The organism is Filomicrobium insigne (assembly GCF_900104305.1).
In the GTDB taxonomy this organism is placed as follows: Bacteria; Pseudomonadota; Alphaproteobacteria; order Rhizobiales; family Hyphomicrobiaceae; genus Filomicrobium; species Filomicrobium insigne.
In genome coordinates this window covers 1005543-1030797 of sequence record NZ_FNJC01000001.1, presented here as the reverse complement: position 1 = coordinate 1030797, position 25255 = coordinate 1005543, and the positions used below count along the sequence as shown (strand labels likewise).

The following is a 25255-nucleotide window of genomic DNA, read 5'->3' as shown; positions in this document are numbered from 1 at the left end:
GGATAAATATGCTACAGGGCTCTAGGAATTCGGCGGAGCAACCGATCAATGAATTCGTGTTGCGCGATCGCCTACGCGCACTCCGCGCAGAAATTCCTGATGCCCCGTGGCTAAACCCAATCGTTGCGGTTGCCTTCGACCTGTCTCGCCAATTGGAAAGCGGAGAGATCAGCTTCGAACATCTGCGAGCACTGGCCGGTCGCTTAATGGACCGGGCATGCGTTAATCGGGCTGCTCAATTGCGCGAGCGGATCGGTTTTGTAGACTCTGCATCGACGCAGCGTGATTTCACGGAACTTGTCGAGAAAAGCATCGTCAACGGACCAGACGGTCCGGATCTGGAAGCCTTTCGCACCCATTGGTCACGCGCCCGTTCTGGGATCGTGCTAACGGCTCACCCCACCTTCGGTGTTTCAGAAGCGCTTTCCGAGCGCATGGTCGATTTGGCCGTCTCCGATAACAAGGTTCCAGATGTTTCGATCGGGCTACCGCATCGTCCTGATGATACGATTGATCTAGCGTACGAGCATCGCCTTGATCAGTTGGCCATTCGTAATTTGCGTGACTCTCTCGAAGGCCTTCTCAACGATTTTGTGCGCGTCGCGCAAACCAAATTCGGTGACGACGCCTACGCTATGCGGCCACAGTTGGCGACGATCGCCTCATGGGTCGGCTATGACCTCGACGGCCGCACGGACATTTCCTGGCTCAACTCGTTCAAGCTCAAGCTTGACGAGAAATTGGACGCACTCAACGATATCCGCGAACGTTTTCTGACGCTGCGTCACCGGTTGGATGAGTCACCAGAAGTCCAGCGCCTTGAACGCCAGATGACTGGCAAGCTTGATCTCGCCATAGCTGCTGTCATCGATCAGAAAAAAGCGATGGATGAGGTCGGTCCAGGCGGTAAGAACCTCGCCAAGGCGGCCAACCAGATCACGGTGGATGCCGGCTACAACCTGACGTCAGTCGAGCCGCTCACCGAACTTCTCGACCAACTGATCCGTGTCGTGGAGCCGGCCCAGCACAAACGCGCGCTGGCCGCGCTGCGTGGCCTCATTGAAACGACCGGCCTTGGCATGTCGCACATCCATGTGCGCATCAATGCCGCGCAGCTCACAAACGCCTTGCGCGCCTACGTCCATGAGCCGTGGACACGCGACCTTACTGAACGTCAGGCTCTTTCGCGGCTCGCTGAAATGATCGCGTCCGCCAAGGAAGAGACGGTCAACTTCGGCACGCTGGAACTGGAAACAGCCACGGCGATCCGGCAATTTGCGCTAATCGCTCAAATCAAGAAGTACGTCGACAAAGAAACGCCGATCCGCTTCCTGATTGCCGAATGTGAAAGCCCCGCCACGGTTCTCATCGCGGTATTTTTTGCCAAGCTCTTTGGCGTTTCAGACATCGTAGACATCTCGCCGTTGTTCGAGACCCCGTCTGGCCTTGAGCGTGGTCCCCGCTTGATGGCTCGCCTTCTCGACGAGCCGGGCTACCGCGAATACATCAAACTCCGCGGACGTATGGCCATTCAAACCGGTTTCTCGGACGCAGGGCGCTTCATAGGTCAGGTCGCTGCGACGCTAGCGATCGAGCGATTGCATCACTCTCTCGCCGAGTTAATGCAGGCAGCCGACCTCGAAGACGTCGAACTGCTCATCTTCTCCACGCATGGCGAGTCGATGGGCCGTGGGGCGCATCCCGGTGATCTGCACCGCCGTCTGCGGTACGTGTTGCCTCATGAGGCACGACGCCGTTTCGCCAAACGCGGTGTTTCTCTCAAACATGAAACCAGCTTCCAAGGCGGTGACGGCTTCATGTTCTTCGCGAACCGGGAGCTCACACGCAAGGCCGTCGCAACAATCATCTCAGACGCTTTCGAGGTCGAAAGCCAACCCGATCCGTTCTATGCCGACGAGAACCAGTCTCTGGATTTCTTCTTGAGGCTGCGCGCTTATCAGCAGGATTTGTTTGCACATCCAGGCTATCGCGCGTTGTTAGGCGCCTTTGGCCCCAACCTGCTTTTCAAGACCGGCTCTCGTGCCGTTAAGCGGCAAAGCGATGTCGGCACGCCGGTCGATCGTGGCGACCCTTCGCGAATGCGCGCGATCCCAAACAACGCGATTCTTCAGCAATTCGGATACTTGGCGAACGTCGTTGCCGGCCTCGGTGCCGCAACCGATCTCGATCGCGACCGTTTCATCGCGCTTGCCAAGCGTTCGCCGCGGCTGACGACGCTGTTCGAAATGGTGGCGCGGGGTAAGCAATTATCGAGTCTCAATGCCATGGGCGCGAATGCTTACATATTTGATGCGGGCTTCTGGGCGTCGCGGGCGTCTTGGGGACGCGAGCAGCATTTGGACACAGCCTTCCGTGTGCTCTCGACGACGTTGCTGTCGGACCCGCGCGCATCCGAGATTAATCGCCTGATCCATCACATGCGAATCGATGCGATCGATCTGCACGCTATCCTTGAAGAGCTGGGCCTGGAGGCGGGTAAGGTGCCCGACGACCGGCGCCTCGAACTGGATCTGCTGCAGGCCGTGCGTTTGGCGATCATTATGCGCATCTTCATCCTGGCGGCGCAGTTGCCGCGCTTTGCTGCGCGTAACGAGATGTCTCATGAGCGGATCGTCAATATGGCGTTGGCGCTTGATATTCCCGAAGTGTTGGACTTCATGCGCCAGGCATTTCCCTATGCAGCTGCCGAAGCTGCTAATGGAGCCGACTATGCGGAAAGGGCGACGTATCGCCCACACGGCGTCGATGACTACGCACGACTGGAAAAAGAAATTCTAGCGCCAATGGAAGAGGCGTACGAGGTCGTGCGGGAAATCGGCACCGGCATCTCCCACCACTTCGGTGCGTTCGGCTAAGCTCGAGAGGGCTTGTGCCTGCGTTGTGTCGCGCAGATCTAGCGCGACACGCGCCGCACGAGACGAAAAACGCGTCGGGCGCGTTGCGCCTCCTCCGGCCGTAGACAAACACAACAACAGCAGAAACGACGGCGGCGCGCGAGTTCCATGGCTTGCCGAAAGGGCCGGGTCGGAGGGGCGGGTGTCTCGGACATGCTCATCGCGATAGGTCCATCAGTTGCGAGGCCTGTACTGCAAAAACTTCGCCCTCGCTGGCTTCCGTGTCTAGCCAATCTAACGCCAGATCAGGGTAGATCGTTTCAAAGGTGTCGCGACCGGTCCCGATCTCGACGATCATAAGACCATCCGGCTCGAGATGGTCGGCGGCATTCTCCATGATCCGGCGTACGGTGTTGAGACCGTCAGTGCCTCCGGCATGCGCCAGCACAGGCTCAGCTTGATATTCCGGTGGAAAGTCAGCGACGGCGCCATCGGTAACATAGGGCGGATTCGCGATGATCAGGTCATAGCGCTGCCCCTCCAGGGCACTGAAGACATCGGACTCAACAAGGCGAACACGGTCGGCCAAGCCATAGTCCGTGACGTTCCTGGCAGCCACAGCCAAAGCGTCAGCAGAGATATCAACCGCGTCTACGTAAGCGTCTTCAAATTCCAACGCTGCGACGATCGCTAAACAGCCCGAGCCTGTGCATAGATCCAGAACGCTCCGGACTTCTTCGAGCTGCGGCACGGATGCCTCAAGCCCATTGATCAAAAGTTCTCCGATATAGGATCGGGGGACAATAACGCGTTCATCGATAGTAAATCGGTAAGGACCGAGCCATGCTTCGCCGGTGAGATATGCGGCAGGCTTTCGCGTTGTGATGCGTTGTTCAAACAGGTCCGCGATCATTTCGCGCTCGCGCATCGTCAAACGCGTATCGAGCCAGGGTTCCAGCTGATCTATCGGCAGCGACAGAGCATGCAGGATCAGATAAGCAGCCTCATCCAGCGCATTGGATGTGCCGTGACCGAAGACGACACCAGAGCGAGTAAACTCGCTTACGCCGTAACGTAACCAGTCCCGAACGGTAAAGAGGGTTTTGCAGGCATCGAGAACGGAATCTTTTGTCATCTAGGGATCAAGCTATGAGAGGGGCCGGCACAATTGCGCTAACGCGATCAATGCGTGCGTCGGCTACGCCCGTCAAGGCGCACCGGCCGCTATGGCCGTTCGTTCCCCCGAACTAGCGCCGCGCCCAAACCTCCACGACGGCCGCGCCCTTGCCGCGTGCAGCCTGGTCGATGAACCGTGATCGGTAACGCGCCTGGATCTCCTTGATACGTCGAGGAGCATGACGCAAGTCGACTGGACCGAACGCGCCCCCGGCATCGATGCGTGTGCGCACCGGAATGATGTCCTCGTCACCGTTGCCGTAAACAACACGGAGCTGATTGAGGGTGATGGCCCTGTCACGCACCACGACACGAATCTCTTTGAAACCGCTGACATGTTCGCCAACGGGAATGATATCGGTATCGAAGCCAACAAAGCCAGCCGATTGTGCTCCGAGCAAAATCCATCCGTCGTTGAATTTACCACCCTCGCCCGTCTCGCTAAGCCACCCTTCGGCGTGCTCGCCCATGACCTCAATCCGGGCATGGCCCTCGAAGCCAGGCTTCTTTCGGTAGCTGAGCTCAAGGTGATCTATAAAACGTGCGCCGTCGATATCGACCCAGTCGGTTGTGCGGCCTTCCGGGATATGCAGGTCGATTTTGTGCGTGTTCTCGGTTCCGTCCGCATACACAATCTTGAAGCTGTTGAGATAGACATCTTCGTCACGCACCTGAATGCGAACGCGTCCGAATTTTCCCATCTCTTTGGCGACTTTTATCTTGTCATGATCGCCATGGAACGTGACGTACTTGGAGGCGACCAGAAGCCCACCTGTTGCCTGCGGAAGAACTTGCGTCGTGCTGGTGGGCAGCGGTGGCGCCTCGTCTGACTTTACGTATTGCTCTCCTGCCGGACGTTGAGCCCGGCGCCCTCGCCAGCTTTGCAACCCGTGAATCTGGACCCTTGGTTCCGTACCTTGAACGACCGCGTAGCTGAGCCTGACGGAATTGATGAAACGGCCGCGCCGGAAAAAATCCAGCACCTTCGTGCTTTCTCCGTTGCGCAACTCGAACGCTTGATCGGCCGCGTAGAACGAGCCATCCGAATAGTTCAGCTTCAATTCGTTGAACTTCACCGTCCCCCCGACGACACGCATGCGAAAGGCCATGAAGGAGCCCGACAATGCACGCAGGTCGATGAGCGTGCTGGATTGTGAAGTATCGAGCGGGACTTCGCTAACTTGCGTCCAACGGTCTCCACGCGCGGCCCAAGCTTGCGGATTGAGCGAAAGCGCAACGAGGCAAAAGGCAAAGACATAAAAACAAATGCGTGCGAGCATTACATTAAGGCCCATGGTTTTCTTGATCTTGAAAAAGCTCTGGAGGAAACATCGTAAGGTGAAGCTTAGCGTGGATGTGTTTCGTTGCAATGCTGCGAACCAATCACATTGAGCCCTATGGGCGGCGGCGAACAGTGAGCTGACGAATTATGAGCGCAATAGGGCACCAGAAAGACTATGCCACGCCGGATCAGCGAGCCGATGCTATTGAGGCGTTGAAACAGCGCTTTGGGCCCCATGTTGAGACCGGCACAGGAATTCGGCGTCAGCACGCCAATACACTGACGTGGATCGCCAGCGAGCCGCCCGACGCCGTCGTTTTCGCAACGAGTACAGAAGATGTGCGCGATGCGGTGGTGCTCGCAGGACGACACCACGTGCCGATCATTCCTTTCGGTGCGGGAACCTCGCTCGAGGGGCATGTCAACGCCCCGGCTGGAGGCATATCTTTGGATCTATCGCGGATGGACCGAATTCTGAGTGTCTATGACCAAGACCTTGATTGTGTCGTTGAGGCCGGTGTCACCCGCGGACAGCTCAACCGGCATTTGCGCGATACGGGACTTTTCTTCCCGGTGGATCCAGGCACAGAAGAAGCAACCCTTGGCGGCATGGCCGCGACACGCGCCTCCGGCACCTGCGCCGTTCGCTATGGAACGATGCGCGAGAATGTTCTGAATCTGACCGCGGTGATGGCCGACGGCAGCATCATCAAAACAGCGCAGCGCGCGCGAAAATCGTCTGCCGGATATGACCTCACGCATCTGCTCGTGGGGTCGGAGGGCACACTCGGTGTCATTACGGAGCTCACACTCCGCCTGTACGGGCAGCCTGAATCCATACGGGCGGCGGTTGCCCCCTTCGCGACGCTCGACGGAGCCTGCAACGCGACCATGGAAGCCATTCAACTCGGGCTCGGTCTTGCTCGGATTGAGTTGCTCGATGCTTTGCAGATCAGGGCCATCAACTTGCACGCGAAGCTCGAGTTGGCCGAGACGCCAACGTTGTTTCTAGAGTTTCACGGGACGGAGGCGGCAACGCGCGAACAGGTCGCTGTGTTCGAAGACCTAGCGCGTTCGCATGGAGCCACATCCTTTGAAGTCGCCTCCAGCGAAGAAGATCGTCGACGTCTCTGGAAAGCCCGGCATGAAGCCTTGTGGGCCTGTAGGGAGGCATGGCCAGGACGCGTTTCATTCGTGACCGACGTCTGCGTTCCAATCTCGCGCTTGGCGGAATGTGTGGCAGAGACGGAAGCTGACATTGCAGAGAACGGCCTTACGGCTCCGATTGTGGGACACGTCGGTGATGGGAACTTCCATGTGCTGGTGATGTTCGATGCAGACAATTCGTCTGAGTTGAAGGCCGCGAAGTCTTTCGCGAACCGGCTTGCCCATCGTGCGATCGCAATGGGGGGCACCTGCACGGGCGAACATGGAGTGGGCCAAGGCAAAATGGACGTGTTGGAAGCCGAGCACGGTGCCGCGATCGCAACCATGCGGACCCTGAAGCAGGCGCTCGACCCCTTAGGTATCCTTAATCCCGGCAAGATTGTACGGCTCTAGTATCCTGCAGATCCACAAACGTTCGTTGCCTTCCAGCGTTTACGGATCATATTCAAGGAGCCATGATGTTTCAGATCTTCAATATCGCAGCAGCGTTCTTCGAACTGCAGTAAGCGCCGAGCCCGTTGCGCAATCGGGCTTCGACCCGGGCGTTTCACGTCCGGATGCTACTCTGCGCCCGGCCTCCAGATCGAAATACGCGACGGAGTGACGGGCTGATATTGAAAGATCCATGCCATTGAATAAGCACACGCCCGCTCTGAGCGGCGCGCAAATCCAACAGTTTATTGAAGATAGGCTCGTCAGGCTGGATGGTGCCTTCCCGCGCGATTTGGCCAACGAGGCCCGGTCCATACTGTGGAAGGATACGGGGTGCGATCCAGACGATCCGTCCACATGGACAAAACCGGTAATCCTGCTCAGCCACTATACTCAGGAGCCTTTCGTAAAGGCAGCGAACACGGCCACGTCGCACAAAGCGTTTGATGCCTTGGTAGGCCAGGAGCGATGGTTGCAGCCTGCCGCAATGGGCACATTTCCGGTGCGGTTTGCGTCGACGGAAGATCCTGGGGACGCGGGTTGGCACATCGACGTCAGTTTCGGGACTGAAAATCCAGACTTCATGTCCTGGCGTGCGAACATCACGTCGTGAGGACGGGTTCTCTTGATGCTGTTCCTGTTCTCAGATGTGGGGGATGCGGACGCTCCCACGCGTATCAGGATCGGATCGCATAAACAGATCGCTCGTACGTTGGCGCCCGCAGGTGAAGCGGGTCTCACCTTGGGTGAACTCGTCGTGAGCGGCATCCCAGAAACAGAGGGGCTACCCGAAGCGACTGCAACGGGAGCGGCTGGGACAGTCTATCTTTGCCATCCCTTCCTCGTACATTCCCCCAGCCGCATCGAGGAACGCGACCGCGCTTTCTGGCGCAGCCACCGCTTCTGCTAAGGCGACCTCTGAGTTTGCAACGCTCGGAGTCGAGCTATGCGCCCGTTGAGACAGCGATCCGCAATGCGCTGGGAACAATTGGATAGAGAGATGATATGGCCCGGCTGCACTCACGCTGCCGGGCGTTTTCCCTCCCCGTCAGCTATCCAGGGATTTCCAGCCGTCGCTGAGAGCTTCGTCCTCGCTACAAAACCACCGATCGCCGCGACCGTCGCGAACGCTGTATTTATCGTAGCTGCGAGACCACGGCAGGATATAGACCTTGCCGCCCGACAGCACGCGACCCTTTATCGGACACCCATCGGGAGCTGCGCGACTTGCTGCTTCCCAGCGTTCATCGCGATAATCTTGCGGGCTCTTCGAAGAGCCGCTCCAAAGTCCGGCTTTTGCAGACTGGGCTTCCGCTTGCTGGCTTCCATAAGTTGGAAAGAGGGTCCCCGTCGCGAAGATATGACCGCTGCGCACCATTTCGGCGGCCAAGTCCGTATCCCCGTTGCGGCACGTTGAAACTTTGCGACCGGAGCTATCCGTGTAGTGCACGTCGCACGAGATGGTGGCGCGTCCGGTCAGCCTGCGCAGTGCATCAAGCGCTGATTGTCCGCAATTCCAGCTTCTGGAATCTTCGCGATCGCAAGTCTGCGTTAGCTCCGGCGCTTCGACATCCGCCAACCGGACCACATGTCCCTCGATCCTCATGGAGTCACCCGTGAGCGATACCGCATAGCCAGAGACAACCTCCGGGGGCGAGCTGAAATCGGGAAGGATGTCGGCGACGCCAACCGGCGAGCGCAGTGACACCCAGCCCATCAACAACGACGCAATTAGCCCGACAATCGCGATGGCCGCAGCACCCAGGGCCCACGTGGCGGGTTGTCGGGGAAGCGTAGACCACTTGGGCGCAGGGAGCCATGAAGGCCACTCGATTTTCCCGGTGCTGATAAGTGGAAAGGCGGCGAGCCCGAGGAGCATGATCCCGATGAGCGCGGCGATAAGCGTTGTCGCGTCAAAACCATGCAGAGGAATCCGCGCTACCGCGCCAAGTACGGCCGCACCTCCAGCGATGGCCAGCGGCATGGCGGTTTGCGGCGTGGAAATCGTTCGCAAGGAGGGGCCGAGCTTTGCTGCGCCGCGAGCGAGAACAGGAGCGGCCTTGGCACCACTGCTGCGTGCGGCGTGGCCAAGGTAGCGGCCTCCTTTGATAGCGGCGCGACCGGCGCGCTGTCCGGCTGCGACACTCGCCCGCCCTGCAGCCTGCGCCGCTGATTTTCCCATAGGAACCAGCGTAGCCGCAGCTCGGCGAAAGTTGCCGCGTGCCCAATGCGCTGCGAAAATGCTGAAGTGGCCGGCCCGGCGTCCGGCCTGTCCAAGCCCGCGCTGAGCCGCAGCCGCGCCGTGACGACCGGCTGCAGCACCGCGCCGTCCCGCTTCAGCCAAACCGTCAATGGCGGCCTTCCCGGCCTCCTCGACGCGCTCACGTCGCTTTTTTCGACGTACCAGAATCGTCGTGCGCACGTATTCGCGCCATTCGAAACCGTCGCGACGTTTGCGCCAGCCGAACATGTTCAAAGTGCCCCCGCATGCTTGATCGGGACGATCTACCGATGAAGTGTGTAGACGATCCACGAGTCGTTCAATTTGCGTTGAAAAAATGGCGCTGCTTTGTCAATTATTTTGCAGCAATATCAAAGGTGTGCATTGTTTGGGCTCGGGAAGCCGGGCCGTGGACGGAGATCTATTTGCTTGAGGGCTGTCCCAGCAGCCGCAATTTGCGATTTGCCCGCGTCGCGGCGATGTGGTTTTCCTCTGCCCAGCGGCACACGGTGATTTGGAGCGGTGGAGCCGCAGTCACGACGAAAAACCAGAAAGGCGAAACGGATGGCACGGCGATATTGGGCTCTTGCGCTTTTGGGCTTCCTCCTGGGCGCGCTTCCCACAGGTTCAGTCTTAGCCAAGGACATAGGCCCAGCCAATCCGGCCTGCGACTCTTTCGCTAAAGCGTCGCCCGAATGGCGCGCCTGCGTAGCCCGAATTGCGGCCACCGACGGTGAACTATTCTACGCCGGGTATTGGCTGGCACGGAACGGGCGCTACGAAGAAGCCCTGACGTACCTCAATGAGGCGGAGCCGCGGACCACACGCGTTCTCACCTATATCGGCTTTGCGACTCGCAAGCTCGGAAACGTCGACAAGGCACTCGGCTACTATGCTGAAGCGCTGGCGATGAATCCCGACAATACCGTAGCCCGCGCGTATCTTGGCGAGGCGCATCTGCAACGCGGGGAGCTTCTCAAAGCCGAAACAGAGCTGAAAGAAATTGCCGTTCGCTGTGGCACGTCCTGTGTCGAGTACGGTGAACTCGCCACGCATATTGCGGATTTCAAGAAAGGCAGCCACCTGCCGGGATAATCCTGCCGGTATGATTTTCCGCAGTGGCAGGCGCGGCTGCGCTAATTCTGAACCGTCGGGGGTGGATCGCGTTCTTTCAGGTCCTATCTTGAGGAGAGGCCAGAATGAACGGAGGACCCCATGAGAGCAATGGACGTTCAGGAACGCGCCCGCCAGATGCGTGAGGCGCTGGGAGATAAGGCAATCGCCGAGGCAGCGCAGAAGGCTGCTGAACTTGAGCGCGGCGGCAAAGAAGATGATGCCGCCGAGTGGCGCCAAATCGAAAAAGCGCTGCTGCAAATGCGTGGGCCGCACGCAAGCTGACAAAAAAAGTCTCGGACTGACTGGATCTCTTCGCTTTAAGGGCAGGGTTCGGTCGCGTTAGGTGGCGTGCGGCTTTAGAGCCGCCGCCATATAGTTGACGTCTGTATCCGCCGCAGTTGACCAGCGATCCTCCAACGGATTGTAGACGACCCCTTCAAAGCGGACATCGGTCAAACCCGCGTTTTCAAGCGCGGATTGCAGCTCATCAGGTGTTACGAACCGATCCCAGCGGTGCGTGCCGCGATCAACCCATCCAAGGACGTACTCGGCGGCAACGATAGCCAGCGCAAACGACTTCAAAGTCCGATTTAATGTGGATGCGATCATAAGCCCGCCCGGCTTCAATGCTGTGGCACAGAGGCTGATGAATGCGGCTGGGTCCGGCACATGCTCGACCACTTCCAGGCACATCACGGCATCAAACCGTTCTTCGCTCGACGCGATTTGTTCAATGCGCGCTGCGCGATAATCAATATCCAGCCCGTTGATGTTGGCGTGGACCTCTGCGGCGCTGATGCTTTCTTCCGCGGGATCAATGCCTGTTACCTGCGCACCAAGCCTAGCGAGCGGTTCACAAATAAGACCACCGCCGCAACCCACATCCAAAATCTTCAGTCCATCTAGGATGCGAACGCCGCCCGAGTCGCGCTGATAGTGCCGGGCGAGTGCGTTGCGAATAAAGCTGAGCCGCGCGGGACCAATCTTGTGCAAAGGCCGGAAGGGACCATTCGGATCCCACCAGGTTTCGGCAATCTCGGCAAACCGTTGAACTTCGCGTGGATCGACGTTGCCGTCGGAATGGCCCTGCGTCGATACTGTCATGGAAAACGGAGCCTTGTTTCGTGTGGATGCTGAATGGTCTGCGATAATACAGGCATTCGTCGCGCGCGCTCAGACCATAGTCAAGGTGCCTGATCCTGTTGCTCTGTGTTCACCAAGCCGCTATGACATGCCCCAATCCGTCGGGACGGCAATGAATTTGTAACGCGGTGCTGGATAAAACCGGTGAGCCGTAGAAGCGGTCTTTTGCCGCGCGAGAGTGTTCTCGTGTTCTCCCAGGTCTTTAACCGGCTATTTACTCTAGATGCCACGCGGGATTCGCCATGGCTTTGGTTGTTATGAAGTTTGGCGGTACGTCCGTCGCCAACATCGAACGTATCCGGAATGTGGCGCAGCACGTCAAACGCGAAGTCGATGCTGGCAACCAGGTTGCGGTCGTCGTTTCGGCGATGGCGGGAGCTACAAACCAGCTTGTTGGATTTGTCCGCGAGGTCTCGCCGTTGCATGACGCGCGGGAATACGATGCCATCGTCGCGTCGGGCGAACAGGTAACCGCAGGCTTGTTGGCAATCGCACTACAGACGATTGGTATCCGGGCGCGGTCCTGGCAGGGCTGGCAAATTCCGTTGGAAACCGACACGGCCCACGGCGCCGCACGCATCACTAAGGTTGATGCAGGCCGTTTGGTTGAGCGCGTCGCAGGCGGTGAGGTCGCGGTTGTCACTGGATTTCAGGGAATCGAGCCGACGCACGGACGCATCGCGACGTTGGGACGCGGCGGGTCCGACACGAGCGCGGTCGCTGTTGCCGTCGCACTGAATGCCGATGTCTGTGATATCTACACCGACGTAGACGGAGTATATACGACCGATCCGCGAATTGTGCCTGAGGCCCGTCGCCTGTCGCGGATTTCATATGAAGAAATGCTGGAAATGGCCTCTCTCGGTTCCAAGGTCCTGCAAACGCGGTCCGTGGAGCTGGCTATGGTTTATGGCATCAAGCTGAGGGTGCTTTCCAGCTTTGCTGCACCGGACTCGATTAAACCGGTCAGCATTGGAAATCTACAGGACTTGGGTACGACCGTTTGCAGCGAGGAAGAGATTATGGAAGGCCAGGTCGTTAGTGGAATCGCCTACGCCAAGGATGAGGCGAAAGTCACGATCCTCAAGGTCCAGGACAAACCGGGTATCGCCGCGCGAATCTTCGGGCCACTCGCGGAGGCTGGCATAAACGTCGACATGATCGTCCAGAATGTCACGCCAGACGGTGCACACACCGACATGACGTTTACCGTCGGGGCCAACGAGTTGCCGCGCGCCTTGCAGGTTCTGGAAAAGGTTAAGCAAGACCTTGGCTATCTCGACGTGCGTAGTTCTGCCGATGTGGTAAAGGTGTCCATCATTGGTATCGGCATGCGGAGCCATGCGGGCGTTGCTGCAAAAATGTTTCAAATCCTCTCGGATAAAGGCATCAACATTCTCGCAATCTCAACATCTGAGATTAAGGTCAGCGTGCTGATAAACTCCGACTATGCTGAACTTGCTGTGCGCACCCTTCATGAGGGATTTGGTCTGGACGCAACCTGAAGCGAGCGGTGTTGCGGCGCAAACGAGCGCCAAACAACGCGTACCTTTCGCGGCCTTATTTGACCTCTAGGAAGCAGGCCACGGCGGCGCAATTGCCAGTGCAATAAGGCAAGTCGGTTGCGTCCCTCTGGCGTGGCTGTAATTTCTACCTACGGTCGGGCAAAGATTTCCTTCTGAGCGGGTCGGACTAGCTATAGTTCGGAACTTTGAAGCGGCGGTGGGCCTGTTGAAATGAGACGAGGCGGTGACGAACCCCGCATATCGGCGTCCGAGCCAGCACTGCGTGTCATCATGCGGCGCTTGCGCGAGATTCTGGCCGAGCCTGGCGATGGTCAATCACGCCTGGACAAGATCGTGCGCCAGATTGCCGGCGTCATGGTTGCCGAGGTCTGCTCTATCTATCTCAAACGCCGCGACCATTCTCTAGAGCTATTTGCTACGGAAGGTCTCCACCGGGAAGCAGTGCACAATACGCGACTGAATCGCGGCGAAGGCCTCGTTGGGCGCTGCGCCGAACTCGCGGTGCCCATCAACGAGCCCGACGCGCAATCCCATCCGGCGTTCTCTTATCGTCCTGAGACGGGCGAAGAAGCTTATCACTCACTGCTTGCGGTGCCGATCCAGCGTTCCGGACAAGTCATTGGGGTTTTGGTCGTACAGAACCACACGGCAAAGCATTACTCCGAGGACGACACCGAGGTGCTCCAGGCCACGGCGATGGTGATCGCTGAGCTTTTGGTTTCCGGTGCCGTCTCGGGAACCGAGGCCGACATTGAGATCTCAAAATCTCTCTCAGCAGTCATCAAAGGCGAGGTTATCTCCGACGGCATCGCACTTGGACATGCCGTGCTCCACGAACCGAGGGTCGTCGTCAGCACCTTGATGGCCGACGATCCGGCCGTGGAACTTGGGCGTCTCGAGGCGGCGTTGGCGGCCTTGCACACCTCTCTCGACGAGATGTTTGAGCACGACCGGCTACTGGCAGATGGCGAACACCGCGACGTTCTCGAAGCGTATCGGATGTTTGCAAAGGATCGTGGCTGGCAACGTCGGCTGGGTGAGGCTGTTAAGGGAGGGCTGACCGCCGAAGCTGCTGTCGAGCGCGTTCAAAACAGCACGCGCGCTCAGATGTTGCGCCATGCCGATCCTTACTGGCGTGAACGTGTCCGCGATCTGGATGATTTGTCTGATCGGCTGCTGCGGATTTTGACGGGCCACACGGGCGAGGATCGGCCAGTCGAATTACCACCCGACGCAATTCTCATTGCGCGCACGATGGGGCCGGCCGAATTGCTGGACTACGACCGGACTCGGTTGCGTGGCCTGATTGTTGAGGATGGCAGTCGGCAAAGTCACGTCGCGATCGTCGCCAAGGCACTCGGAATTGCAGCGATCGGCCAAGCGCGTCGCATCGTGGAGCATGTCGCGAACGGGGACGCGGTTATTGTTGATGGGGAAACCGGCGAAGTCCACGTCAGGCCGTCCGCCGACCTTGTTAAATCATACTCCGACAAGGTTCGCTTTCGCGCAAAGCGGCAGGAGCGTTACCACAAGCTGCGAGACGTTCCTGCAGTCACAGTCGATGGCATCCCTATTCGACTTTCTATGAATGCCGGCCTAATTGCTGATATGCCTCATCTTGAGGAATCGGGCGCCGAAGGCGTGGGGCTGTTCCGCACCGAAATTCAATTCATGCTGTCTGAGAAAATGCCGCGCCTCATGCAGCAGGCCGAGGCTTATCGCGCGGTGCTCGCCGAAGCCGCCGGTAAGCCGGTCGTGTTCCGAACACTCGATATCGGCGGCGATAAGATGCTCCCTTATTTAAGCGCGTTGCCCGAAGAGAACCCCGCGATGGGGTGGCGCGCTACGCGCATGGTTCTGGATCGTCCAGCGCTCTTCCGGGCGCAGGTTCGCGCGCTTCTGCGTGCGGCGAATGGTCGACGCCTAGACATGATGGTTCCGATGTTGAGCATGTCATCGGAGATGGATGAGCTGCGCAGCCTGCTCGACAAGGAGCTCGTGCATGCCAAACGTCATGGTTACCCGTTGCCGAGTACGTTGAACGTTGGCGCAATGCTTGAGGTGCCGAGTCTTCTGTACGAATTGGACGCACTGCTGCCGAAGGTGGATTTCATCTCGGTGGGATCCAACGACTTATTGCAGTTCCTGTTTGCGGCCGATCGCACCAACGCCCAGGTGGCGAGCCGCTATGATCCGTTGTCCATCGCACCGATGCGTGCGCTTAAACACCTCATCACGAAGGCTAGTGAGCAATCTGTCCCACTAACCGTTTGCGGTGAAATGGCTGGAAGTCCTCTGAGTGCGATGGCCTTGATCGGTCTCGGGTGCCGTTCGCTGTCAATGGCGGCTTCCTCAATCGGTCCGATTAAAGCGATGGTCTTGTCGCTGAATGCGGGTCAGTTGGCGGAACGGCTGGATATCCTTCTGGGAAAAACGGACATCGATTTGCATGCAAATCTGGTGAATTTTGCTGAACGCCACGGTGTCGAGTTGTGATGCAACAACTCTGAATAAGGCGCACTCGGCCATATGGCCGTCCAGAATTCATCGCAACAAGGAAGCGCAACCGTTCCACGAGCTCTGATGCCCGGCCGCTCCGGGCTAAAGGCGTGTGAAGGACGATTAGGGGATTTCGGCCTCCCGGAGGCCGCAACAGTTCGACGAGTAAAGGGTTTTCCACCTCCAGTGGCCGCGAAATGGAACGATGGCAGTTTTGGGATTGGTCCAGGGCCCTCCACCGCGATCGTTGAGGCGGCTCAGCTCTTTGCTGGGTTGCGAAAGGTGCTTAACCTATCGCTGGACGCAGCCGCAGACTTGCTCGCTACGGAACCGAACGTTATCGCTGCGCTCGAAACAGGCCAGATCGACGCGCTTCCACCCTGGCCCGAAACGCAACGGCTCGTCAGCGCCTACACCGGGCTCGCCGGGTGCGATCCCGGGCCGGTTCTCTCAATTTTACGGGCCGAACTCGATAGGCGGCATAACGACAGCTCAAGAGCTACCGGAGCCACTGTTTCCGAGTTCTCGGACAGGGCTGCGCCCCCGACGTTTTTGACACGCCAACCTGGGCCGTCCCCCAATGCCCCTGAAGATCCGGTTGAGATACAACAGGCCGGTCCCCGTTGGCGAAAAGGTAGGGGCGGGCGTCCTGTTCCTGTCGGGAGCGCTTTAGTAGACCAAGCGGAAAATGCACGCCCACGCCTCAAGTACAGGTTAAGTACAGCAGGGATAGGTGCAGGTCTCGTAAGAGGTGTGTCGACAGTTGTTCTTAATCGCGGCGTATATATCGGGATTTTGAGCGTGGGACTGGTTGCGGCAATTGTTTTTGCATTATGTCAGCCTACCGTTGTCAGCATCTTGTCTTCGAGATTGCCCGATCCCATGTCTCGAGGACTAAGGTCTGTGCATGATTATTTGCTTATTCGCTTTGCGCCGGAGCGCGAAGGTTTACGCTGGATCGAGGTCGATGATCCCCGGGCAAGACGCACCGACAAATTGCACAATGTCCGTCAAACCGATTAGATGCGCGCCTTCGAACCTCTAGAGACGGAATGCCTCCGCTAATGGACCGCGTGGACGAAAGCGCGCCCCTAACCCTTTCGACGGATTGAAAGACGGACGATGAACGCCATCCCCGAGGAAAAACTCGATCGATTGATAGAGCGCTGGGAAAATGTGCAGGCCGAACTGAATTCCGGCGTAGGACAGGCGACGTTTGCCAAGCTGTCTAAGGAGTTCTCAGACCTCGACCCGCTCATTGCAGCGATTCGCAAATTGCGCGCGGCTGAGCAGGAGCAGCGTGATTTACAGGAACTTGCGCAGGACGCCTCTGCTGATCGCGAGATGAAGGCAATGGCCGCGGAAGAGCTTGATGCTTTGCGCCCTCGCATTGCGACCCTGGAGCATGAACTCAAAATTTTACTCCTGCCCAAGGATGAAGCCGATGAGCGCAGTGCGATTCTTGAAGTGCGCGCCGGTACTGGCGGGGATGAAGCGGCTCTTTTCGCAGCAGACCTATTCCGCATGTACACCCGATATGCCGAATTGAAGGGCTGGCGCACGGAGATTATCTCGCTCTCCGAGAACGACCTCGGCGGTTATAAAGAAGTCATCGCCTCCGTCACCGGCCAGGGTGTGTTTGCCAGATTGAAGTTTGAATCCGGCGTCCACCGCGTGCAGCGGGTTCCTGAGACAGAGGCCAGCGGTCGTATTCATACGTCCGCAGCGACGGTCGCAGTACTCCCCGAGGCGGAAGACGTCGACATCGATATCCACCCTGACGATATTCGAATCGACACGATGCGCGCCGGTGGGGCCGGCGGTCAGCACGTAAATAAAACCGAGAGCGCCGTGCGCATGGTGCATATTCCGACCGGTATCACAGTGGTCTCTGCGGAAAAATCCCAACATCAGAACCGGAGATTGGCAATGCAGGTGCTCCGGTCCCGTGTCTATGAGCAGCAAAGGATGCGCGCAGCCGACGAACGTTCTGAAGCGCGGCGGTCTCAAGTCGGTAGCGGTGACCGCTCGCAGCGCATTCGCACATACAATTTTCCGCAAGGCCGGGTCACGGACCACCGGATCAATCTAACCTTGCACAAGCTGGATCAGATCATCGAGGGCAATGGTCTCGACGAGTTGTTTGACGCTCTCATCACGGATCATCAGGCTCAGCAATTGGCAGACATGGAAAATCGCGCCGATGCCTGAAGCTTCAATGCGTAGCGGTCATAAATTCGCGGCTGAGGACAGCTTAGTCGACGCGGTCGTGCGCAGTGCTGCCATGCTCGCGGGCTTCGATGAGCCGCGCCGTGAAGCACGAAGACTGGTTGCGGCCGCCGCGGAAATGGACGCCGCGCAGCTCATTGCTGCCCCAGATTCAAAGCTGGGCGCCCCGGCGGCCCTCCGTCTCGATGAAATTTTGGTCCGGCGTCTCGCCCATGAGCCTTTGTCCCGAATTCTCGGTAGTAGAGAGTTCTTCGGTCGCGAATTTGCATTGTCGTCTGAAACGCTCGACCCACGGCCGGATACGGAAGTACTGATCGAAGCCGCAAAGGAATTGGCGCACGAAGAGGGTTGGTATGACCGACCGTTTCACCTGATCGATGTTGGAACCGGGACCGGCATTCTCGCGATCACAATGCTCGCAGAGTTTTCCAACGCGACAGCGTTGGCGACTGATATCAGCGCCCAGGCGCTGGCTACCGCGCAGTCAAACGCAGAGCGCCTTGGGGTTGCCGACCGTATTCGTTTCCTCGAAGCGCGGAGTCTAAAGGGTGTCGAGGGTTCCTTCGACCTTCTGATGTCGAATCCCCCCTACATCGTATCGGCTGACATCGGCACTCTGGACGCGGAAGTCCGCCTTTACGATCCTCTAGCCGCCCTTGACGGAGGCCCCGACGGCCTCCAAGTATATCGTGAAATCGTTGCTGACCTCAGCCATTCCGTGCCCCAAGGGTGGGCCCTTTTCGAGGTCGGAGCGGACCAAGCCTCGGACGTTGCTGGATTGTTGAAAGGCCAGGAGGTTCGGGAGTTACGGATGTGGAAGGACCTCGGAAACCACACCCGGTGTGTTGCGGGTCGGACACAATTCTAACGGCCCAGCGAAAAAAGCTTGGATTTATCCAGCTTACGCGATACTCTCATGTTAGGCGAAACTTGTGACACGCGCAGGCCCGGATCAGATAGCATAGATAGATCTGTAGGGACGCACAGTGCACGCTGCGAAGTGATTGGCGAGGACGCGCATAGCGTTTTCAGCTTTTGAGGCCCATCAAGATTGGTGGCTTCGTCGCTCGCGGTACGCTTTTCCGACAGGTTGGATGATTACCAAGAGCAAGACGGGATAAGGGTTGTTTGAGCGCGCAGCTGCCCCATGGGAGTGCGCCGCGCTGTTGGCTTTGGCTCAGACTCGAGCGATCACGGCTTCCGCGCAACAATTGCGCAGAAGAGCGAGGGTGGGCGTGCTGTTTCACGCACCAGACCCGCTTCACGGCTTTGGTTTTAGATGCCAGTAGGGACTGGATTAGCACCTAACAAAATTCGGACAGGCCGCGACTGATGGCTTTGTCCAAAGAATATGGTCATTGCGGCTGCAGTGATGCCGGTTACCGAGCCGGGCGGGCACCGACTTTGATTGGGATCTGCAATAATCTTTTTGGAACGTTAAGTTAATATAGAGAACGGGAGCCCATGAGGCAGGGACAACAGCAAAACCGTCGTGGTCGCGGCCGCAATCGTAAAGGCCAAAGCCCTCTCACGCGCAGCTTTGAAAGCAACGGGCCGGATGTGAAGATCCGAGGCACCCCTGCGCATATCGCTGAAAAGTATATGGCGCTTGCCCGCGACTCGATGTCATCCGGCGATCCGGTTCTTGCCGAAAATTATCTGCAACACGCCGAACACTACAATCGCATCATCATGGCGTTCCGTGAGCAGCAGTCTCCAAACGCGAACGACGTCGTGAATGGAAATAATCGGTTCCGCTCCCCCGTTCCGGACCAATATGACAACGATGACGTGGGCGACGAAGACGGCGAAGACAATCCCGTTGAGGCTAATCAGCAGGCAGTCGTCCAGCCGAATGATCCTCAGCCGGCGATAGCAGGCGTAACGCGCAATGAGCGCCCTGAGCGTGCGGAACGGTCTGAACGGACCGGAGAGCAACGCCCGCAGCGCGACCGGCGCAATGGCTCCAACGGTCCACGGCAGCGATCCGATCGGTCCGATCGGGAACCACGCCGTCGGGAACGGCAGCGGTTTGGTGAGTCCGGCGATCAGCCTGACTTCCTGCGTCGGCCCGTTCGCCGCACGCGCCGGGAAGATACGGCTGATGACGCAGAGACGACAGCCGCAGCTCCGCCGGCAGAGACCGTTGCTGCGGTCGAGGAAAGCCAGGAATAAATCCACAAATTGGTTCGTAAGGCGTGTGCGACGATAGGTGGAGCTGATCCCTTTGTGTCGCCCGAGCTTCCTTAGCCGATTGTGACAGGATCCCCGAGCGTGACCACGCCACCATCTCGAACGGTGGCGTAGATCCCGAAATTGGCGTGTCCCCATGTTCGTTGCAGAACGGCTGGGATCGATGTATCGCGCCGACCGTTTTCTGGATCGACGTTCGTCGCGGCACACCGGTCCGTCGGCGCAAATGGGATAAGCAAGGCCGAGCCGATACGAATTTCCTTGCCGACGAGGTCGAGTTCCTGCCACGGCGCTAATCCGTCTATGACGACGTTGGGCCGAAAGCGCAGCGGCGAAAGCTCTCGCCCCATCACCCTTTCCAGCTCCGCCAGCGTTGCAAGATTGATGACGTGCACGCATTTTTCGGCAACGTCAGAGAAGCTATGACCTTCGGCTGAGATGATCTTGGGTGGCCCAATCAGAGAAGCCTTGAGATAGGCCGCGAAGAATTGCTCGAGCAACTGGCGCCCCAGCGGGGTTGCCAGCGCTCCACGTGCAACCTGACGCCCATCGCGAAGCAAGGTCAGCGTCTGACTGTCTTCCTCGAACACCGATTGTAGCGTTGCCAGGCGCTCGTCGCGCATCAGCATCAGAAACGAGGTCTTCGGCAACCATTTGGGATCCTCCGGATCAAAGCGTCCGCGGCCGTTCTCAATGGCCCAAGCTCGATCAAAAGGCAGGGTATGTCCCGGTTCAAGCTGAACGCGCTCTAGCGCAGCCGCGGACAGTCCTTTGACTGGGTAGCGGTAAAGCGCGGTGACGCGGCCTGCTTGTCTCTCATCCATCCGTAAACTCCTCGCCAGCTAGGACTGGCCTGTGCAACCCGTAAAATGCCGCGTAATTACCGTAGTTAATGACCCTTTTTCTCGTCCGGGTTGAACCTATATCTGCTGAGGGACGTACCTATGCCTCGCTGAGGATAGGCGTCACGAACCTGTCAACCCATTCTACGACGACGTGCTGACCGCGCTTCCCAGATAAGGCGATGAGTTACGTGCTGAGGAGGGAATAACCTATGAATTTCGATCGATATACAGATCGGGCTAAAGGATTCGTCCAGGCTGCCCAAAGTCTCGCATTGCGCGAAGGCCATCAGCAGTTCTCGCCCGAACATGTCCTCAAGGTGCTGCTCGACGATCCCGAGGGGCTCGCGGCAGGATTGATTGCACGGGCTGGCGGCGACCAAGCCGGAGCGTTGCGTGCGGTTGAAGAGGCTCTGTCGCGCAGACCCAAGGTTTCGGGTGGCGGTTCGGGGCAGCTTTATATGGCCTCTGAGCTTGCGCGCGTTTTCGATACCGCTGAAAAGATCGCCGAAAAGGCGGGAGACAAGTACGTCACTGCCGAGCGTCTGCTTTTGGCGCTTGCCACGGAGCAGTCCGAAGCGTCCAAAATCCTGTCAAACGCAGGGGTCACGGCGCAGACCCTGAATCAGGCGATCAACGAACTCCGCAAAGGCCGGACAGCCGATACGGCATCAGCCGAGGAAGGCTATGATGCGTTGAAGCGTTATGCACGTGACCTCACGGAAGTTGCTGCGTCGGGTAAGCTTGACCCGGTTATCGGTCGCGATGAGGAGATCCGCCGCACCATCCAGGTGTTGTCGCGGCGTACCAAGAACAACCCCGTTCTGATCGGGGAGCCCGGCGTTGGCAAGACCGCAATCGCTGAAGGATTGGCGTTGCGTATCGTAAAGGGCGATGTCCCCGACAGCCTGCGCGATAAAAAGCTGTTGGCGCTGGACATGGGCGCACTCATCGCCGGTGCGAAATACCGCGGGGAGTTCGAGGAGCGCTTAAAGGCCGTCCTTCAGGAAGTCACGGCGGAGAGCGGACGTATCATCCTGTTCATCGATGAGCTGCATACCATCGTCGGAGCAGGCAAAGCAGATGGCGCAATGGATGCGTCGAACCTGCTGAAGCCGGCCCTGGCGCGTGGTGAGCTGCACTGCGTCGGTGCTACGACACTCGATGAATATCGCAAACACATCGAGAAGGATGCGGCGCTGGCCCGTCGCTTCCAGCCGATCTTCATTAGCGAACCGACAGTCGTCGATACGATCTCGATTCTTCGTGGTCTCAAGGAGAAGTACGAGCTGCATCACGGCGTGCGCATCACGGACAATGCCTTGGTCGCGGCGGCGACGCTGTCGAATCGTTACATCACGGATCGATTCCTGCCGGATAAGGCGATCGACCTCGTCGACGAGGCCGCGTCCCGGCTCAAGATGGAGATCGATTCCAAACCCGAAGAGCTTGACCGCATCGACCGCGATCTCATGCAGATGAAGATCGAGCGTGAGGCTCTGCGCAAAGAAACCGATCAAGCCTCCAAGGACCGCCTGGAAAAACTCGATTCTCTGATTGCCGAATTGGAGGAAGAGAGCCGCGTGCTGACGCAGCGGTGGGAAGCGGAGCGTGAGAAGCTGGGATCTGAACAGAAGATCAAGGAACAGCTCGATCAGGCACGCACCGAACTGGAGCAGGCGCAACGTCGCGGCGACCTCGCCCGCGCGGGTGAACTTCAATATGGCGTCATTCCGCAGCTCACCAAACAGCTTGAGAAAGCGGAAGGCCAGGATGGACGCGATAACGTGATGGTCGAGGAGGCGGTTACAGCCGACCAAATCGCCGGCGTCGTATCGCGTTGGACGGGCATTCCCGTTGACAAGATGCTCGAAGGCGAACGCGAGAAGCTGCTCAGTATGGAAGACGCTTTGGGGCAGCGGGTGATCGGTCAGCGCGAAGCGGTGGCCGCAGTGTCGACGGCGGTCCGGCGTGCGCGTGCGGGGCTTCAGGATCCGAACCGGCCAATTGGCTCGTTCATGTTCCTTGGTCCCACGGGTGTCGGTAAAACCGAGCTGACGAAAGCCCTGGCGACCTTCCTGTTCGACGACGAGCATGCGCTGCTGCGCATCGACATGTCCGAGTACATGGAGAAGCACTCCGTCGCGCGGCTGATCGGTGCCCCTCCGGGCTACGTCGGCTATGAAGAAGGCGGTGCGCTAACCGAAGCGGTACGTCGCCGGCCGTATCAGGTCATTCTCTTCGATGAAATCGAGAAGGCACATCCGGACGTCTTCAACGTGCTTCTGCAGGTTTTGGACGACGGTCGCCTGACCGATGGGCAGGGCCGCACGGTCGACTTCAAGAACACACTGATTATCCTGACGTCGAACATCGGTGCGGAGTATCTCGTTAATCAGAAGGAAGGCGAGGATACTGACGCCGTGCGCGATTTGGTGATGGCGGAGGTTCGGGCGAAGTTCCGGCCAGAGTTCCTGAACCGGCTCGATGACATCATCCTGTTCCATCGCCTGCGTCGCGAGGAAATGGGGGCCATCGTCGATATCCAGGTTGAGCGTTTGCAGAAACTACTGGCCGATCGCAAGATCACCATCGACCTGGATGACGGCGCGCGCACGTGGCTCGCCAATCGCGGTTACGATCCCGCCTATGGTGCGCGGCCTTTGAAGCGTGTGATTCAAAAGCACGTTCAAGATCCGCTCGCCGAGCAGATCCTGGCCGGTGGCGTGAAGGATGGGGATACCGTTCGTGTTTCGGTACGTGACGGTAATCTCACCATCAATGATTGGCCGGTCAATTTCGCCGCTTAAAGTCAATCGCAAATACTGCAAATCAAAACCGCCGAGGTTCCAAATCTCGGCGGTTTTTGAGTTTCGCGCTGCATTCCGAACATTATGCAACGAATAGAGGGCGCGCTTATTTCAAAATTTCGAACGGTCGAATTTTCGTTTGAGAGGGACATTCCAAAATTGCGTTGAGACGGGCGTCTCAAGGAGATGAGAAGTCGAACACTACCTGCTCGACGTCATCACGGGGGCACGGCGGATGAGTTCATCAATGCGTGCGCGTTCACGTTGGAACTCGGCCAGTTCGCGGCCGGTCAACTGACGTTCCTGCGGCACCTGGATCGACATCGGGTCGACGCGACGCTTGTTGACGAGAACCTCAAAGTGCAAGTGCGGTCCCGACGAGAGACCCGTGGTTCCGATGTACCCGATCACCTGTCCCTGGCGGACTTGCACGCCCTCCTTCACCCCGCGCGCGAACTTCTGCATGTGCGCATACGACGTGTGATAACCGTTCGCGTGCCGGATGCGGACGTAGTTGCCGTATTGGCCGTTGCGCGCGGCAAACTCAATGGTGCCGCGGCCGGCGGCCAGGATTGGCGTGCCCGGTGGCGAGGCCCAGTCCACGCCGCTGTGCATACGCTGGCGGTTGAGCAGAGGATGGTGGCGCATGCCGAAACCGGAGGTCAGGCGCACGTCCGAGCCGCGCACAGGTCTACGCATGAGGAACTTTTTCGAGTTGTTCCCTTGATCGTCGTAATAATCGATTTCGCCATCACTGGTGCGAAAACGATAGAAACGCGAGACCTCCCCGCCGCTCGTGATTTGCGTAAATAGCAATTCACCCGGCGGCCCGTCGGTGACGTTTTCGTCGGGAAAATCGAAAAAGAACTCGACCGAGTCGCCCGCCCTCACGCGTTGTCCGAAGTCGACCTCATAGGCGTGAATACGCATGATTTCTGAGAGCGTTTCAGGAAGGACATGCTGCAATAAACCGGCGTGATAAACGCTGCCATAAAGACTCGACGCGCGGCTGCTCTTACTGCCGCTTTTGTCATCGTCACTCGTCACGATACGCAAATTAACGCCGCCCGCCGTCGGTTCCTTCGAGGCAACAAATTCACCCGTAGCGTTACGCTGAACACTCACCAGATGCTCGTGCCCTTCGGTAAAGAGGCTGAAGCTTGTTGGTTCGACTTCGCCCGGCGTCGTTAGAGACGGCAGGAGCGTGATATGGATTTCCTGGCCTTCCGAGAGAGCATTCCCGGAAAATACTGGTCGAGCAGCTTCCATCATGGCATCGACAAGCCAATTGTCCGCTCCGTTACGCGCCAAAAGGCCTGCGAGGGTTTCCTGCTTGCCCACTTTGACGACGATGTGCTTCGCACCTTCTAAATCGTCTTGCGCGTAGTCTTTTTCGATCACGCTCTTCGCCAGCACGGTAGTGTAAGCCGCTGGCGTGGACCCGGCGGAATTCAGGTCGTTATCTGCCTGAGCTATGTCTGCGTTGATCTCGGCGTCAGCCTTTTCCAAGGCTTCCTCGGATTGCACGCGCCGAACGAGGTCGACGACCTCGCGAGCCTCAAGCTCTTGCTTATCTTCGTCAGGCAGGACGCCGCCGATAAGTTCGACCACCTTGATTTTGACGTCCTTGCGTACCGTTTCGCCATGTGCGCCTTCTCGGCTTGAGCCAATCGGGTTGGAGTCGGCGTAAAGCTTGAACGGATTGAAGGGCGGCACGACGTCCAGATACTGTTCCGGCACTGGCGCCAGTCGCGCAACGACCCG

The 25255-nt window shown here is 58.3% G+C and carries 17 protein-coding genes and 1 pseudogene (1 of these 18 running past the window's edge); 12 read left to right on the top strand and 6 right to left on the bottom strand.

Going from position 1 to position 25255, the window contains the following annotated elements; genetic code table 11:
* Nucleotides 1-8: 8 nt before the first annotated feature.
* On the top strand, nt 9-2876 hold the full coding sequence (locus tag BLS30_RS04625; protein ID WP_046477329.1) for a phosphoenolpyruvate carboxylase: 2868 nt from the start codon (nt 9-11) through the stop codon (nt 2874-2876).
* 196 nt (nt 2877-3072) lie between these two features.
* On the opposite strand, the gene prmB is transcribed toward BLS30_RS04625, so the two are convergent.
* A complete protein-coding gene (gene prmB / locus BLS30_RS04620; protein ID WP_090226882.1) occupies nt 3073-3990 on the bottom strand; it encodes a 50S ribosomal protein L3 N(5)-glutamine methyltransferase in 918 nt (305 codons plus the stop codon).
* 112 nt (nt 3991-4102) lie between these two features.
* The gene (locus BLS30_RS04615; RefSeq protein WP_052743729.1) at nt 4103-5326 is read right to left on the bottom strand and encodes a hypothetical protein; all 1224 of its coding nucleotides are present in this window, start codon (nt 5324-5326) and stop codon (nt 4103-4105) included.
* A gap of 134 nt (nt 5327-5460) precedes the next feature.
* Between BLS30_RS04615 and BLS30_RS04610 the strand changes: the two genes are divergently transcribed.
* Nucleotides 5461-6873, top strand: coding sequence for an FAD-binding oxidoreductase (locus tag BLS30_RS04610; protein WP_046477331.1), 1413 nt, complete (start codon nt 5461-5463; stop codon nt 6871-6873).
* 232 nt (nt 6874-7105) lie between these two features.
* Nucleotides 7106-7908 (top strand): annotated as a pseudogene (locus tag BLS30_RS04605) (phytanoyl-CoA dioxygenase family protein).
* A 52-nt stretch (nt 7909-7960) separates the two neighbouring features.
* Here the strand turns inward: BLS30_RS04605 and BLS30_RS04600 are convergent.
* Complete coding sequence (locus BLS30_RS04600; RefSeq protein ID WP_090226879.1) at nt 7961-9382, bottom strand: thermonuclease family protein; 1422 nt, start codon at nt 9380-9382, stop codon at nt 7961-7963.
* 315 nt (nt 9383-9697) lie between these two features.
* Between BLS30_RS04600 and BLS30_RS04595 the strand changes: the two genes are divergently transcribed.
* Nucleotides 9698-10228 (top strand): tetratricopeptide repeat protein, encoded by a 531-nt coding sequence (locus BLS30_RS04595; protein WP_090226876.1) that lies wholly within the window; start codon nt 9698-9700, stop codon nt 10226-10228.
* A 120-nt stretch (nt 10229-10348) separates the two neighbouring features.
* A complete protein-coding gene (locus BLS30_RS04590) occupies nt 10349-10531 on the top strand; it encodes a hypothetical protein (protein ID WP_046477334.1) in 183 nt (60 codons plus the stop codon).
* 57 nt (nt 10532-10588) lie between these two features.
* Here BLS30_RS04590 and ubiG read toward each other — a convergent pair whose 3' ends face one another.
* Nucleotides 10589-11353 carry a bifunctional 2-polyprenyl-6-hydroxyphenol methylase/3-demethylubiquinol 3-O-methyltransferase UbiG gene (gene ubiG / locus BLS30_RS04585; protein WP_090226873.1) on the bottom strand — a complete coding sequence of 255 codons (765 nt, stop codon included), beginning with the start codon at nt 11351-11353 and terminating at the stop codon, nt 10589-10591.
* Between the two features lie 281 nt (nt 11354-11634).
* Here ubiG and BLS30_RS04580 point away from each other — a divergent pair, with 281 nt between their 5' ends.
* The 6 genes from BLS30_RS04580 to BLS30_RS04555 all read left to right on the top strand — a co-directional run bounded on the left by BLS30_RS04580 (nt 11635) and on the right by BLS30_RS04555 (nt 19821).
* Nucleotides 11635-12897 (top strand): aspartate kinase, encoded by a 1263-nt coding sequence (locus BLS30_RS04580; RefSeq protein WP_046477336.1) that lies wholly within the window; start codon nt 11635-11637, stop codon nt 12895-12897.
* A 231-nt stretch (nt 12898-13128) separates the two neighbouring features.
* Complete coding sequence (gene ptsP / locus BLS30_RS04575; protein WP_090226871.1) at nt 13129-15414, top strand: phosphoenolpyruvate--protein phosphotransferase; 2286 nt, start codon at nt 13129-13131, stop codon at nt 15412-15414.
* Nucleotides 15415-15501: 87 nt separating this feature from the next.
* The gene (locus BLS30_RS04570) at nt 15502-16440 is read left to right on the top strand and encodes a RodZ family helix-turn-helix domain-containing protein (protein ID WP_046477338.1); all 939 of its coding nucleotides are present in this window, start codon (nt 15502-15504) and stop codon (nt 16438-16440) included.
* Nucleotides 16441-16539: 99 nt separating this feature from the next.
* A complete protein-coding gene (prfA, locus tag BLS30_RS04565; protein ID WP_046477339.1) occupies nt 16540-17628 on the top strand; it encodes a peptide chain release factor 1 in 1089 nt (362 codons plus the stop codon).
* The gene (gene prmC, locus BLS30_RS04560; protein ID WP_052743731.1) at nt 17621-18514 is read left to right on the top strand and encodes a peptide chain release factor N(5)-glutamine methyltransferase; all 894 of its coding nucleotides are present in this window, start codon (nt 17621-17623) and stop codon (nt 18512-18514) included. The genes prfA and prmC overlap by 8 nt, the downstream gene beginning before the upstream one ends.
* Before the next feature lie 596 nt (nt 18515-19110).
* Nucleotides 19111-19821: a DUF4167 domain-containing protein gene (locus BLS30_RS04555; RefSeq protein WP_052743732.1), complete on the top strand. Its 711-nt coding sequence runs from the start codon at nt 19111-19113 to the stop codon at nt 19819-19821.
* Nucleotides 19822-19892: 71 nt separating this feature from the next.
* Here the strand turns inward: BLS30_RS04555 and BLS30_RS04550 are convergent, their stop codons facing one another.
* Entirely contained in the window at nt 19893-20663 is a 771-nt protein-coding gene (locus BLS30_RS04550; protein ID WP_046477340.1) for an MOSC domain-containing protein, read from the bottom strand.
* Between the two features lie 230 nt (nt 20664-20893).
* On the opposite strand from BLS30_RS04550, the gene clpB reads away from it, so the two are divergent.
* Nucleotides 20894-23491 carry an ATP-dependent chaperone ClpB gene (gene clpB, locus BLS30_RS04545; RefSeq protein WP_046477341.1) on the top strand — a complete coding sequence of 866 codons (2598 nt, stop codon included), beginning with the start codon at nt 20894-20896 and terminating at the stop codon, nt 23489-23491.
* Between the two features lie 201 nt (nt 23492-23692).
* Here the strand turns inward: clpB and BLS30_RS04540 are convergent, their stop codons facing one another.
* A protein-coding gene (locus BLS30_RS04540; RefSeq protein WP_052743733.1) for a M23 family metallopeptidase crosses the window boundary here: on the bottom strand, nt 23693-25255 show its 3' portion. It continues 471 nt past the right edge of the window; 1563 of the gene's 2034 nt are visible here — the last part of the coding sequence; its start codon lies beyond the right edge, outside the window — the gene reads right to left on this strand; the stop codon is at nt 23693-23695.